This window comes from Niallia sp. NCCP-28, from assembly GCF_023168165.1.
GTDB lineage: Bacteria > Bacillota > Bacilli > Bacillales > Cytobacillaceae > Niallia.
In genome coordinates this window covers 660175-675323 of record NZ_BQYJ01000001.1, presented here as the reverse complement: position 1 = coordinate 675323, position 15149 = coordinate 660175, and the positions used below count along the sequence as shown (strand labels likewise).

Below are 15149 nucleotides of genomic sequence, written 5' to 3'. Positions count from 1 at the left end.
TTCCTGTTTAAGAGGTTATAAGAGAAGAAGAGAAAAAACTTGCCTTTAAAATCTTGGTGAAAGAACAGGCTTTTAAGGGAGCTGCAGCTCATTGGCAGAGGATTAATGAGTGATTACGAATAAAAGAAAGAAAAAAGATGAAAACAAACAAAAAAACTGTTATGATTTTACATATTACGTCAAAACTAGCATTTTTACATCACCCTATTCTTATAGATAGGAGGTTACCATGAATTTTTTTCATCAATTTATTGAAAAAATGAAAAACTTAATGCATGCAAGTTTAATGAAAATAATCTTATTTTTATTAATCGGCATTGTTTTATTTTTTACTATGTTTTCGAATGTTAAGCCAGAAAAATTAGTTGTCAATTTATTTACAGTAGCAGATCAAACTATCCGCTCTCCAATAACCATTGAAGATAAAGAAAGTACAGAAAAGAAAAAAGAAGAAAGTAAAAATCAAGTACAGGATGTGTATGTAGTCAATAAAGAAATTGCACAAAATAGGGTGGATTTAGTTTCATCAATTTTTGATTCTGTTTCAGAAGTGAACCGTGAAGTGGAAAAAGACCTTGCCGAACAAAGGAAAAAGCAAGAGGGAAATGGACAATCTGTTTCAGAGCCTTCTATTTCAGAAAAACTGACATCGCTAAAGGGAAAATTAACGGATAATGTTACAAAAGAAGTAATGGATACTAGCTTAAAAGCATTGCTTATGTATAGGGATAATGACTTGGAAATTGCCAAAGACATTACAGTAACATCGATAAATTCTGTAATGAGCAATAAAATACCAGCAGATGAAGTGGAAAATGCCAAGAAAAAACTAGAAGAAGATTTAAAAAGCAATTACAGCTTAAACTCTGATTTGAAAAGTGCATCGATTGATTTAGGCAGATTTGCGATTATTCAAAATGAGTTTTATGACCCTTCTGCAACAGAAGAATTAAGGCAGCAGGCGGTTGATAATGTAGACCCTGTAAAAATATTGCAAGGACAAATTATTGTTGAAGAAGGACAATTGATAAGCAGGGAAGTTTATCGCCAATTAGAGCTAGTAGGATTATTGGCAAATGAAAATTCTATTCAGTCCTATCTTGGATTAGGCATAATGATTCTTGCTGTTCTTGCCATGTTTTATTATTATTTTTTAGCTATCGATGAAAAAAAAGACACAAAACAAAATTATATGATTATGTTTAGTTTAATTTTTGTGATTAGTCTTCTTATTATGAAAACAGTGAGCATTTTTCAGCAATTCGATTATGCGGAAATTGGGTATATATTTCCTTCTGCAATGGCTGTGATGCTGATTAAAATATTAATGGAAGAAAAGCTGGCAATCATTACTGCCTTAATTTTAGGGATTTTTGGAATGATTATGTTTAATGAAGGAGTTTCTGGCACTTTTAATGTAGCAATGGGAGTGTATATATTTGCTGGAGGACTTGCTGCCGTTCTTTTTTTGAAAAAGCATAACCAGCGTTCCAATATTCTGCAGGCAGGCCTATTTGTTTCCCTTGTTAATATTATCGCTATCTTTTCTATGATTCTTTTGCAAAATGGTCAATACGGCGCAAAAGAATATGGCATTTATGTATTAGTTGCGGTTATCTCTGGAATATCAGCAGCGGTTTTAACAATTGGTTTTTTGCCCTTTTTTGAAGCAGGATTTGGCATTTTGTCTACGATGAAGCTGATTGAATTATCCAATCCTAATCATCCTTTGTTAAAAAAGATTTTGACAGAAGCACCCGGAACCTATCATCATAGTGTAATGGTTGCAAATTTATCAGAATCTGCCTGTGAAGCCATTGGAGCAAATGGCTTGTTAGCAAGGGTTGGGTGCTATTATCATGATATAGGAAAAACAAAACGACCCCATTTTTTTATTGAAAATCAGTTGAATATGGGAAATCCACACGATCGTCTGCCAGCTTTAGCAAGCAAAAATATCATTATTGCACATGCAACAGATGGGGCAGAATTATTGCGTAAATATAAGATGCCTAAGGAAATTGTAGATATTGCTGAACAGCATCATGGAACAACGCTGCTGAAATTTTTTTATTATAAAGCAAAAGAAAAAGGGCTGGATGTGAAAGAAAGTGATTTCCGCTATCCTGGACCTAAAGCACAAACGAAAGAAGCTGCGATAATAGGAATAGCCGACAGTGTGGAAGCTGCTGTAAGAAGTTTAAATTCGCCAACTCCTGAACAGATTGAAGGACTTATAAAAAACATTGTTTCGGATCGCTTGCAAGATGGACAATTGGATGAGTGTGATTTAAGCTTAAAGGAAATAGACAGAATAAGAAATACATTATGTGAAACATTAAAAGGAATCTTTCATTCACGGATTGAATATCCTGATATGAAAAAAGTAAAGGACGAACCAATATGAAAATGGAAATTGATTTTATTGATGAAACAGAAAAAGTAACAGAAAATGACCTGAATATTATTTATGATTTGCTGCAATTTGCTGCACAAAAACAAGAGTTGAATGGTGCTGTTGAATTATCTGTTACTTTTGTAGGAAATGACAGAATACAAGAAATAAATAAAGAATATCGAAAAAAGGACCAGCCTACAGATGTTATTTCATTTGCTATGGAGGAATTGGGTGAAGGAGAAGTAGAGCTAGTTGGCGCTGACATGCCCCGTGTGTTAGGAGATATTATTATTTCTATTGACAAAGCAGAGGAGCAAGCAAAAGACTATGGTCATTCTTATATGAGAGAACTCGGTTTTTTATCTGTTCATGGATTTCTCCATTTATTAGGATACGACCATCTTACAAAAGAGGAGGAAGAAATTATGTTCTCAACTCAAAAGCAAATATTGGATGAGTTTGGGCTTGAAAGGTAGGGGAATAAAGAACAACCTATTTTCTTCCTTTCGTTTTGCTTTGTCAGGAATAGTTACGGCAGTAAAAAAAGAAAGAAATTTAAAGTTGCATCTAATAATCTCTGGCATTATTATTTTTCTTGGTTTTTATTATCAAGTGTCAGCAGTAAATTGGATGATCCTTGCGATAGCAATGGGACTAGTGATCACTATGGAAATGATGAATACGGCAATCGAAAGGGTTGTAGATTTAGTGACAAAGGATTTTCATCCATTAGCTAAAGAAGCCAAGGATATTGCTGCAGGAGCTGTATTAATGGCAGCAATTGTTTCGGTTGTTATAGGGCTGGTTATTTTTTTGCCTAAAATAGTCGCTTCACTATTTTAAATGGTTCATATATAGCGTTAAAAGGGGTTTGAATAAATGCTTTCCCATTATTCAAATCCCTTTTTCTTTTTGTTTTAACAAAAAGAAAAAGGGAAGGAGCGTCTTTTTCTCTAAACCCTTTATTGAAAATGAAACTTAGTATATAATTTTCATATAATATTTTAAAGAAGTGTTTTTAGAGTATTAAAATAGCTTTATTTTTGGTTATGTCAACATTTTGGATGAAGCGGATGTGGGAGACTTCTAGACCGCCCTTTCTTGCCATCAACAGACAGGTTTAATGGGTCTTTATTTTTTAAAGAGCAGTCTTTAAAGCCATTAGTTGAAGCGAGGGAACTTATAATCATAAACAATCAGCCTATTCAAATCATACAGTAAAATGGTTATCCATTTTCAACATGTTTCATCAGCTATTATGAGCTATTACATAGTTTTATTACAAAAATATTAAAATGTAAAAATTCTGAAAAATAAATGAAGAAACATGAAAATAACCTGCGCTTTAGGGTACAATAAGGAGAGAGGCCATTTTGAATGAAAGCCAATTAATAGAAGAAGCGAAAAAAGCAAGAGAAAAGGCATATGTTCCCTACTCTAAATTTAAGGTAGGAGCAGCACTGCTTAGCGATAATGGAACCGTATATCATGGCTGCAATATTGAAAACGCATCATATGGTGTGACAAATTGTGCAGAAAGAACAGCTTTATTTAAAGCTGTTTCAGAAGGCGAAATGAAATTTACTATGCTAGCGGTAGTAGCAGATACAACTGGACCAGTATCCCCATGTGGAATCTGCAGACAGGCGATTGCTGAATTTTGCCCAAAAGATATGGCGGTTGTCTTAACAAACTTAAACGGAGATATACAAAAAACAACTGTCGAAGAATTATTGCCAGGAGCATTTTCACCGGAGGACTTAAATGAACATAAATAATAACAGCGAACATAAATCAGGATTTATTAGTATTATTGGAAGACCCAATGTTGGCAAATCAACATTTTTAAACCGTGTAATCGGACAAAAGATTGCGATTATGAGTGATAAACCCCAAACGACACGCAATAAAGTGCAAGGGGTTTTAACAACAAATGATTCTCAGCTTATTTTTATTGATACACCAGGCATCCATAAACCAAAACATCGCCTTGGTGATTTTATGATGAAAGTTGCTCAAAATACATTAAAAGAAGTGGATCTCATTTTATTTATGGTGAACGCGGAAGAAGGATTTGGAAAAGGAGAAGAGTTTATTTTAGAGAAATTCCAAAATGTGAAAACACCAATTTTTCTTGTTGTGAATAAAATCGATACCATTCATCCAGATCAATTATTTTCCATTATTGATTCTTATAAAGAAAAATATCCATTTAAAGAAATAGTGCCAATTTCTGCATTGGAAGGAAATAATGTAGAAAGATTATTAGAACAAATCAAAGCATATATGCCAGAAGGACCTCAGTTTTATCCAGCAGATCAAGTGACAGATCATCCAGAAAGATTTATTGTTTCAGAATTAATCAGGGAAAAAGTATTGCATTTGACAAGGGAAGAAATTCCCCATTCTTTAGCAGTGGTTATTGAAAAAATGGAGAAAAAACCAAATGATGTCGTCCATGTTATGGCGACTATTGTGGTTGAAAGAGATTCGCAAAAAGGAATTATTATTGGAAAACAAGGCAGCATGCTAAAAGAAGTGGGAAAAAGAGCAAGAACTGATATAGAAAATCTTCTTGGAACAAAGGTGTTTTTAGAACTATGGGTAAAAGTGCAAAAAGATTGGCGCAATAAAATGTCTCAGTTAAGAGATTTTGGTTTTCGAGAAGACGAATATTAAACAAATTTTTAGTGTTTATACATGAATTTAATTAACAATTTTTTCGTCACATGATTTTAAAAAGACAGGCTATGATAAGGTTAAGGCGAAATAATGCTAGTTTTAAAAATTGAAAGGTGGGGTTTTATTATGTTAGACTTTACCTGGAAAGTTTTCTCCCAGACAGGTAATATTGATACTTATCTACTTTTTAAAGAATTAGAAAAGGATAATCATGAAATACCAGGAATTCAAGATGAGGAGCTAGCAAGTTTGGATTCCCCCATCTCATAGAACTGTCTCTTAAACAGGGATGGTGAGTTATAGGTGCTCGAAAAATGCGAAGGCATCGTAATTAAAACAATCGATTATGGCGAAACAAATAAAGTTGTTACATTATACACCCGAGAATGGGGAAAGGTCGGAGTAATGGCTAGGGGGGCTAAGAAATCAAATTCTAGACTCGCCAGTATTACTCAACCCTTTACATATGGCTTTTATCTAGTGCAAAGAAGCCGCGGTTTAGGACTATTGCAACAAGGTGAAATAATAACAAGCATGCGTGCGCTAAAAGAAGATATTTTCTTAACTGCATATGCAAGCTATATTGTGGAACTAACAGATAAATGTGTGGAGGAAAAAAAAACAAATCCTTATCATTTTGAACTGCTCCATCAAATTTTGCAGTATATGAATGAGGGGTATGATGGAGAGATACTGACACATATTTATGAAATGAAAATGCTAAATGCCCTTGGATTGTATCCAATACTTGATAAATGTTCCGTTTGTGGTGCAACAGATGGGCATTTTTCTTTTTCCATTCGAGAGGGCGGGTTAATTTGTCACCGCTGTATAGAAAAGGATCCTTATCATTATAAAATTTCGCAAGCAACAGTAAAACTGCTGCGGATTTTTTATTTGTTTGATATTTCTAGACTAGGAACAATATCGGTTAAAGAGCAGACAAAAAAAGAGCTTGATATCATTATCTCAGCCTATTATGAGGAATATTCCGGCTTGTATTTAAAATCGAAAAAATTCCTTCACTCCCTAAAAGATTTTGGACAGCACTTTAATTAGAGAGTTGACAATCCCTTTTTTTTTCGTTAGTATTTTTGATAACAAAATAGTTGCGTTGAAAAGAAAGTAGTACTTAATTACCTATTGTGCAAGCGAGCCTAGGATAGTGAAAGCTAGGTACAAGAGCATTAAGGAAGGCGTTTTTGGAGCAACACCTATGGAAAGTGGCTGCTTTTGGCAGCAAATAGGGTGGAACCGCGGGTTAACTCTCGTCCCTATGCTAATTTTTTGGCATAGGGACGAGAGTTTTTTCTTTATAAAAAGGTCCTTATGCAAATAAAAAAGCTTAACTAATTTTGGAGGTGCAAAACGCAATGAATATTCAAAACATGATATTGACATTGCAAAAACATTGGTCTGATTATGGTTGTATATTAATGCAAGCATATGATGTGGAAAAGGGTGCTGGAACGATGAGCCCTTATACTTTTTTACGTGCAATAGGTCCAGAGCCTTGGAATGTTGCCTATGTAGAACCATCTAGAAGGCCGGCAGATGGAAGATATGGGGATAATCCAAATAGACTTTATCAGCATCATCAGTTTCAAGTAATTATGAAGCCATCCCCTGATAATATTCAGGAACTTTATTTAGATTCATTAAAAGCATTGGGAATTAATCCACTAGAGCATGATATTCGTTTTGTAGAAGACAATTGGGAAAATCCTTCTTTGGGCTGCGCTGGGCTTGGTTGGGAAGTTTGGTTAGATGGCATGGAGATTACACAGTTCACCTATTTCCAGCAAGTTGGCGGATTGGAATGTAAACCAGTTTCTGTTGAAATTACATATGGAATTGAAAGACTTGCTTCTTATATACAAGATAAGGAAAATGTATTTGAATTAGAATGGACAGATGGTTTTACAGTAAAAGATATTTTTTATCAGCCTGAATATGAGCACAGCAAATACACATTTGAAACATCAGATGTTGATATGCTTTTCCATTTATTTAATGTGTATGAAAAGGAAGCCCACAGACAAATGGAGGAAGGCTTAGTTCATCCAGCTTATGATTATGTATTAAAATGTTCTCATGTATTTAATCTTCTTGATGCTAGAGGAGCTATTTCTGTTACGGAAAGAACGGGATATATTGGAAGATGCCGCAATTTAGCTCGTAAAGTAGCAAAAACATTCTATGAAGAACGGGAGAAATTAGGATTCCCGATTTTAAAGGATAAGGAGGTTTAATTAATGAGCAAAAGAGATTTGTTAGTAGAGATTGGTTTAGAGGAAATGCCTGCACGATTTGTAACCAGCAGCATGAATGCATTAAAAGAAAAAGTACAAGCATGGCTGAATGAAAAACAACTAGCGTATAAATCAGTAGAAGCTTTTTCTACCCCTAGAAGATTGGCTGTTCTTGTCAGCGGCTTAGACGAAGCGCAAAAAGATGTAGAAGAAGAAGCAAAAGGTCCGGCAAAAAAAATTGCCCTTGCGGAAAATGGAGAATGGTCCAAAGCGGCTGTTGGTTTTACAAGAGGACAGCAAATGACAGTTGAGGATATTTTCTTTAAAGAAATAAATGGTGTGGAATATGCTCATGTGAAAAAATTTATAAAAGGACAGGAGACAAAAGTCTTATTGTCAGAGTTAAAGGAAATCATTTTAAGTTTAACTTTCCCAAAAAATATGCGTTGGGCAAATAATGATTTGCGATATGTACGTCCAATTAAATGGATGCTGGCATTGTTTGGGGAAGAAGTGATTCCTTTTACTATCACAAATGTAACGACAAGCAATACATCTTTAGGACATCGATTTCTTGGAGCAGAAATGACTATTGAACGTCCAAGCGATTATGTGCAAACATTATTGAATCAATACGTTGTGGCAAATCCAGTGGAACGGAAAGCCATGATTGTTTCACAAATCAATAAAATAGAAGAAGACAACAATTGGGAAATTCCAATGGATGAAGAGTTGCTTGAGGAAGTAGTAAATTTAGTCGAGTATCCAACTGCATTATTTGGCAAGTTTGAAGAATCTTATTTAGAATTGCCTAATGAAGTTCTGATTACAAGTATGAAAGAGCATCAGCGCTATTTCCCGGTGAAATCTAAACATGGAGAATTGCTTCCTTTTTTTGTAACAGTAAGAAATGGGGACAGCAATCATATAGAGAAGGTAGCAAAAGGAAATGAAAAAGTATTGCGTGCTCGCTTAGCAGATGCAGCGTTCTTTTACAATGAAGATCAGAAAACAACGATTGATTCACTTTTAGGGAAACTGCAATCCATTGTATATCATGAAGAGATAGGGACATTAGCGGAAAAAGTAGCAAGAGTTCGTTCCTTAGCAAATAAAATAGCGGATAGCTTGCATTTAAGTGAAGCAGAAAAACAAGATGCAGATCGTGCTGCGCAAATTGCTAAATTTGACCTTGTAACAAATATGGTGTATGAATTCCCTGAGCTGCAAGGTTTGATGGGCGAGAAGTATGCCGTTCAAAAAGGAGAAAAAGAAGCAGTTGCCAAAGCAATCAATGAACACTATATGCCTCGTTCTGCAGAAGATGGCACAGCACCAAGCAATGTAGGAGCAGTATTGGCTCTTGCTGAAAAATTGGATACGATTGTTTCTTTTTTCGGTATCGGATTAATTCCATCTGGTTCACAAGACCCTTATGCTTTAAGAAGACAAGCAACTGGAATTATCCAAACATTATTGGATAAAAATTGGGATTTATCACTTGGAGAATTAATTAATAATACGATTGATAACAATACAAATTCCTTTAAAGTAGCAAAAGAAGAATTATACCAAAATATTATCTCTTTCTTTACACTTCGAATTAAACATATTCTGCAAGAAAAAGGAATACGCTATGACTTAATTGATGCTGTATTAGGAAACAAACTGGCAAGCATTGCAAGCTTAGTGAGAAAGGCTCAAGTGCTGGAATACCATAAAGAAGATGAAGGCTTTAAAGAAGGCATAGAAGCATTAAGCCGCGTTATTAACATTTCTAATAAAGCTGCAGTTGTAGGAGAAATAAAAACAGCTTTATTTGAAAATGAAGAAGAATCAGCTCTTTATGAAAAATATCTATCTGTTAAAGAGAGTTTAGCAACAATTCAAAATGAAGAAGAAGCGTTCCAATTGCTTTTCGCTTTAAAAACAGGCATTACAAATTATTTTGATCATACGATGGTTATGGCTGAAGATGAAAATGTAAAGGCAAATCGTTTAAATCAAATGAAAAAACTGGCTGATTTAATTACACAATTTGCAAATGTTAATGAAATACTTGTGAAATAAAGTTTAAGAGGAGATCCAATTCTAAGCATGCACTTAAAATCTTGTTTTCGAGCATATATTTAATTACAAGGTTTACTATAAGTAATAAGTGGATAGCACTAATTGGATAACCTCTTTTTCTTTTTCCTTTGATAAACACTTCACTCCAGTATATAGTTAATTAAAATAGGCAATGAAATTTCATGTCAATAGCTTTGCTGAAGTGTGCAGATGATAATGCAAAAAACTATAAGAGAAAGTGCTTTTTATTGTACAATTTGCATACATAGCATATTCATTCCTTTTAAGGTGGTGAATAAAAATAGAACTGAATAAAAGACAAGAACAAATAGTGGAAATCGTCAAAGCAAATGGACCGATAACAGGAGAGCAAATTGCAGAGAAGCTGCATTTGACAAGGGCAACATTACGTCCAGATCTTGCAATACTAACAATGGCAGGTTTTCTTGATGCAAGGCCTCGAGTTGGCTACTTCTATACTGGAAAAACATCTGAACAGCTTTTAACAGAGAATATTCAAAAATTACTAGTGAGCGATTATTATTCACGGCCTGTAGTAGTGAATGAAAATACTTCTGTTTATGATGCAATCGTTACAATGTTTACAGAAGATGTTGGCACAATTTTTGTTGTAGACAAACTCTCCTTATTAGTGGGGGTAGTTTCCCGCAAAGATTTTCTTCGTGCAAGTATTGGAAAACAGGAACTGACATCTCTGCCTGTGACCATTATTATGACAAGGATGCCAAATGTCGCATATTGCTATTTGGACGAGTTATTGGTGAATGTCGGCAAAAAGTTGATCGAACGAGAAATTGATGCCCTTCCAGTTGTAAAGGATTCAGAAAAGGGGCTTGTTGTAGTGGGAAGAGTAACAAAAACAAATATCACCAAGGCATTAGTTGCTTTGCACAATGAACAAATGCTTTCGTAAAGGGGGAACATTAGATGGAAGAAAGACAAATAATTTATGTGGTTTCGGATTCTGTAGGGGAAACGGCTGAACTTGTTACAAAAGCTGCAATCAGTCAATTTTCAGGGCATAATGTTAATGTTCTCATTAAACGTTTTCCTTTTGTTGAAGACAAGTCAAACATTCATGAAGTGGTTCTTCAGGCAAAACTTGAGCATGGCATGATTGCTTATACCCTTGTCAAACCAGAAATGCGCAAGTATATGAGTGAGCTTGCTGTAGAAGAGGGAGTATATGCTTGCGATATTATCGGGCCAATTATCGATCAATTTCAGATGCATTGGGGGAAAACTCCTTTATATGAACCTGGACTTGTAAGAAAATTAGATGAGGACTATTTTAAAAAAGTGGAAGCGATTGAATTTGCTGTTAAATATGATGATGGCCGAGATCCAAGAGGTTTAGAGAAGGCAGATATTATTTTGATTGGGGTTTCAAGAACCTCAAAAACACCATTGTCGCAATTTTTAGCGCATAAACGGGTCAAAGTTGCAAATGTACCAATTGTGCCAGAAGTGGATCCGCCCAAAGAATTATTTCAGTTGCCGGCAAATAAATGTTTTGGCTTAAAAATTAGTCCTCAAAAATTAAATAATATCCGTAAAGAACGTTTAATTTCGTTAGGGTTAAGCGATAGTGCCAGTTATGCAAAAATTGAACGGATCCAAGAAGAAATAACATATTTTGATCAGATTGTTAATCAAATTGGATGTCCAGTTATTGATGTGACAAATAAAGCTGTAGAAGAAACGGCGAATATTATTTTTAATCTTTATCATCGCACGAAGCACCAATCTTGATTATTTTCATTTAATTAGCACATATAGTTTTATAAAAGAAACATATATTTAATTTGAATGAAATGCTAAAGACTTTGTTTGATAAATAACAAGGTCTTTTACATGTTGAAATAGTAGTGTTATTATTTTTTATTTTTATTAAATTTTTCTAAAAAATCATGGTGTTTTCTGATTATATATACTATAATAAAAAATTGTGATAAAAAAGTATTATAATTTAGGTTTAGAGTTGGCTTATAAGGAATAAACTATTTATTGTGAGAAGTCAAGAAAAAGACATAAAAAAATTCGACAATACTTCTTTCATCGAAAAATAAAATTGTAAGAAGGAATATGTGGAGTGATGTAGAATTACTAGTACATTAGGGAAACATATCATGTATGTTGACGCTGATTCCTGTCCAGTGAAGGAAGAAATTGTCGAAATTGCCAAATGCTATTCTGTCGAAGTATTATTTGTTGCTTCCTATGCTCATATGACAAGGGAAGAAACAAACATGAAATGGAAATATGTCGACAGCAGCAAAGAAGCAGTGGATTTATTTATTATGAATTCTGTAAAAAAACAGGATATTGTGATAACACAGGATATTGGACTGGCCTCAACGCTCCTGTTAAAGGATGTGTATGTTCTCTCTCCAAGGGGTAAGTTAATGGAGGAGAAAGATATAGCGACTGCATTGGATATGCGTTACTTATCAGCCAAAGCAAGAAGAAGAGGCATTTATGGAAAAGGTCCCAAATCTTTTACAGAAGCAGACCGAAAAAATTTTAAAAGAAATTTAATAAAGATTTTGTCGAAATTTGAAGGAGTTTAATACAGCTGTGTCGAATATCCTTTATGTAGGTAGGATTTTTTAAAGGGAGATGCTTTAAATGGTTGGGCGAATTCCTGAAGAAAAAATAAATGAAATAAAACAAGCAATTGATATCGTGGATGTAATTGGCGAACATGTCCAATTAACAAAACAAGGGCGCAATTTTCTTGGATTATGTCCATTTCATGGGGAAAAAACCCCATCCTTTTCTGTTTCACCTGAAAAGCAAATTTTTCATTGTTTTGGATGCAATGCAGGTGGAAATGTATTTTCCTTCCTTATGGATCTTGAAGGATTTTCTTTTCAAGAAGTCGCTGCTAAATTAGCAAATAGAGCACATGTTGATCTTGGCATAGACATAGCGGATGTTGAAAAGAAAAAAAGCATTCCTGATTCACTGCAGCAAATGATGGATGCGCATGATTTATTATCTAAATTCTATCATCATTTGCTTGTAAACACAAAGGATGGTCAACATGCTTTGGAATATTTATTAAATAGAGGCTTTACACTTCCTATCATTGAGAAGTTTCAAATAGGATATTCCTTGTCATCATGGGATATTGCAGTGAAATTTTTAGCAAAAAGAAAATATGATGGGACTTTAATGGAAAAGGCTGGACTAATTATCAAAAGCGATAAGGAAAATAAATATTTTGATCGTTTTAGGGATCGCATTATTTTTCCCATTATGGATCGCAACGGGAATACGGTCGCTTTTTCAGGTCGTGCACTTGGAGACAGCCATCCTAAATATCTTAATAGTCCTGAAACGCCAATCTTTAATAAAAGCAGTACACTTTACAATTTTTCTTCCGCACGGTCTAGCATTCGCAAATCGCAGCAAGCTGTTCTTTTTGAAGGATTCGCCGATGTGATTGCAGCCTCTAGATCTGGGATTGAAAATGGAGTAGCAACAATGGGTACTTCGCTTACGGATGAACATATTTCAATTCTAAAAAGAAATTCACAGACAGTCACTATTTGTTATGACTCTGATTCTGCTGGTATTGAAGCGGCTTTTCGTGCAGGCCAACTATTAACAAAAGCAAACTGCCAAGTGAAAGTGACTGTATTGCCAGATGGAATGGATCCTGATGATTATGTTAACCAGTATGGAGAAGAAAAACTGCAAAATGAAATTCTCCATAATGCCCTTCCATATATGGGTTTTAAGTTAATGTATTATCGCAGAGGAAAAAATCTTCAAAATGAAGGAGATAAGCTGGAATATATAGAAAAGGTATTAGGTGAAATTGCTAAGCTTGAAAAGGTTGTGGAAAAAGATTTATATATAAGGCAACTTTCCAGCGAATTTTCAATTTCTTTAGAAGCATTGCAACAGCAAGAAAAACAACTGACGAATTCTTTACAAATAAATAATTCAAATAAAAGCATTAGTACACCAGTAAAGCAATATAGTGTAAAAAAACAAGTGAAAAATTTATTGCCTGCATATCAAACAGCAGAAAGAAGATTGCTTGCACATATGTTAAAAAGCGGAGATACAGCTTTTAAAGTGCAAGAATATTTACAAGAAAAAATGTTTAATATTGATGAACATCAAGCAATTTTTACGTATCTTTTAGCTTTTTACGAGTCTGGCCAAAGTTCAGATATCAGCTCTTTTATCAACTTTATTACGGATAATGAGCTTAAGCGGATGGTAGTTGATATTGAAATGATGGATATTAATGAAGAATTAAGCAACCAAGAATTAATGGACTATATGAAGCAAATTTTAAACTATGAAAAACTAGTGGAAATTAAAGAGAAAAAACTAAAGCAAAAAGAAGCTGAAAGACAACAAAATTATGTGGAAGCAGCTAAGATTGGCATGGAAGTGCTCTCGTTGGAGAAATCATTAAAATAAATGAAAAATGATGGTCTTGATTTTTTGGAAGGAGGGGGACATATGGCTGAAAAGTCGACCCGTTCAAAAGAAATTGAAACGGAAATGACCCTTGATCAGGTAAAAGAACAATTAACAGAAGTAGGTAAAAAAACTGGTGTACTTGCGTATGATGATATTGCAGAAAAATTATCCAGTTTTGAGCTGGATTCCCACCAAATGGATGAATTTTATGAGTTTTTGGGGGACCAGGGAGTGGAGCTGATTGGCGATGGAGAGAATGAAGCTCCTAATGTTCAAGAACTTGCTAAAGGAGAAGAAGAATTTGATCTAAATGATCTGAGTGTACCTCCTGGCGTCAAAATAAATGATCCAGTTCGTATGTATTTAAAAGAAATTGGCAGAGTGGATCTGCTGTCTGCTGAAGAAGAAATTAAATTGGCGAAACGCATACTAGAAGGCGATGAGGAAGCAAAACGCCGCCTTGCCGAAGCAAACTTGCGCCTTGTTGTAAGTATTGCCAAAAGATATGTTGGACGGGGCATGATGTTCTTAGATTTAATCCAAGAAGGAAACATGGGCTTAATTAAAGCTGTTGAAAAGTTTGACTATGAAAAAGGCTTTAAGTTCAGTACGTATGCTACATGGTGGATTCGTCAGGCCATTACAAGAGCGATTGCCGATCAGGCGAGAACAATTCGCATACCAGTTCATATGGTAGAAACGATCAATAAACTAATACGTGTTCAGCGTCAATTACTGCAGGATTTAGGGCGTGAACCGACTCCTGAAGAAATTGGCGAAGATATGGATTTAACTCCAGATAAAGTAAGAGAAATATTAAAAATTGCTCAAGAACCAGTTTCATTAGAAACACCAATTGGGGAAGAAGATGATTCCCATTTAGGTGATTTCATTGAGGATCAAGATGCTACATCACCATCTGAACATGCGGCATATGAATTATTAAAAGAGCAGCTAGAAGATGTCCTTGATACATTGACGGACCGCGAAGAAAATGTATTAAGATTACGTTTTGGTCTTGATGACGGCCGTACACGTACACTAGAAGAAGTAGGTAAAGTGTTTGGTGTAACCCGTGAACGGATTCGTCAAATTGAAGCTAAAGCACTAAGAAAATTAAGACATCCGAGCAGAAGCAAACGTCTAAAAGATTTCTTAGAGTAAGATTTTTGAACACAGCTTTGAAAAGTAGTTGTAAAGAAATAGTTGACTTCTTACAATGGAAGTAGCTATTTCTTTTTTTTGTTGAATAAGAGTTAATAAATCAATGATTTACAATG

14 protein-coding genes and 1 other annotated feature are annotated in these 15149 nt (G+C 34.6%); all 14 genes read left to right on the top strand.

Annotated elements, in window-relative coordinates; genetic code table 11:
* The first annotated feature begins 229 nt into the window (after positions 1–229).
* Positions 230–2407: an HD family phosphohydrolase gene (locus NCCP28_RS03460; RefSeq protein WP_248559990.1), complete on the top strand. Its 2178-nt coding sequence runs from the start codon at positions 230–232 to the stop codon at positions 2405–2407.
* On the top strand, positions 2404–2874 hold the full coding sequence (gene ybeY / locus NCCP28_RS03455; protein WP_248559989.1) for an rRNA maturation RNase YbeY: 471 nt from the start codon (positions 2404–2406) through the stop codon (positions 2872–2874). Before NCCP28_RS03460 ends, ybeY begins: the two co-directional genes overlap by 4 nt.
* Entirely contained in the window at positions 2852–3241 is a 390-nt protein-coding gene (locus NCCP28_RS03450) for a diacylglycerol kinase family protein (RefSeq protein WP_248559988.1), read from the top strand. Before ybeY ends, NCCP28_RS03450 begins: the two co-directional genes overlap by 23 nt.
* 530 nt (positions 3242–3771) lie before the next feature.
* Positions 3772–4176, top strand: a complete 405-nt coding sequence (locus tag NCCP28_RS03445) for a cytidine deaminase (protein WP_248559987.1) — start codon at positions 3772–3774, stop codon at positions 4174–4176.
* The gene (gene era, locus NCCP28_RS03440) at positions 4163–5077 is read left to right on the top strand and encodes a GTPase Era (protein ID WP_248559986.1); all 915 of its coding nucleotides are present in this window, start codon (positions 4163–4165) and stop codon (positions 5075–5077) included. Before NCCP28_RS03445 ends, era begins: the two co-directional genes overlap by 14 nt.
* A 129-nt stretch (positions 5078–5206) precedes the next feature.
* A complete protein-coding gene (locus NCCP28_RS03435) occupies positions 5207–5350 on the top strand; it encodes a YqzL family protein (RefSeq protein WP_101179163.1) in 144 nt (47 codons plus the stop codon).
* Between the two features lie 33 nt (positions 5351–5383).
* A complete protein-coding gene (recO, locus tag NCCP28_RS03430; RefSeq protein WP_248559985.1) occupies positions 5384–6139 on the top strand; it encodes a DNA repair protein RecO in 756 nt (251 codons plus the stop codon).
* A gap of 46 nt (positions 6140–6185) precedes the next feature.
* Positions 6186–6359: a binding site (T-box leader), on the top strand.
* 94 nt (positions 6360–6453) lie between these two features.
* Positions 6454–7332, top strand: a complete 879-nt coding sequence (gene glyQ / locus NCCP28_RS03425) for a glycine--tRNA ligase subunit alpha (RefSeq protein ID WP_248559984.1) — start codon at positions 6454–6456, stop codon at positions 7330–7332.
* 3 nt (positions 7333–7335) lie between these two features.
* Positions 7336–9402: a glycine--tRNA ligase subunit beta gene (gene glyS, locus NCCP28_RS03420; RefSeq protein ID WP_248559983.1), complete on the top strand. Its 2067-nt coding sequence runs from the start codon at positions 7336–7338 to the stop codon at positions 9400–9402.
* 301 nt (positions 9403–9703) lie between these two features.
* Positions 9704–10336 carry a transcriptional regulator CcpN gene (gene ccpN, locus NCCP28_RS03415; protein ID WP_101179172.1) on the top strand — a complete coding sequence of 211 codons (633 nt, stop codon included), beginning with the start codon at positions 9704–9706 and terminating at the stop codon, positions 10334–10336.
* 14 nt (positions 10337–10350) lie between these two features.
* Entirely contained in the window at positions 10351–11175 is an 825-nt protein-coding gene (locus tag NCCP28_RS03410) for a pyruvate, water dikinase regulatory protein (protein WP_248559982.1), read from the top strand.
* A gap of 377 nt (positions 11176–11552) precedes the next feature.
* Positions 11553–11993, top strand: a complete 441-nt coding sequence (locus tag NCCP28_RS03405) for a YaiI/YqxD family protein (protein ID WP_248559981.1) — start codon at positions 11553–11555, stop codon at positions 11991–11993.
* A 58-nt stretch (positions 11994–12051) separates the two neighbouring features.
* Positions 12052–13866, top strand: coding sequence for a DNA primase (gene dnaG, locus NCCP28_RS03400; RefSeq protein WP_248559980.1), 1815 nt, complete (start codon positions 12052–12054; stop codon positions 13864–13866).
* Positions 13867–13908: 42 nt separating this feature from the next.
* Positions 13909–15033 (top strand): RNA polymerase sigma factor RpoD, encoded by a 1125-nt coding sequence (rpoD, locus tag NCCP28_RS03395; RefSeq protein ID WP_248559979.1) that lies wholly within the window; start codon positions 13909–13911, stop codon positions 15031–15033.
* The last annotated feature ends 116 nt before the right edge of the window (positions 15034–15149 follow it).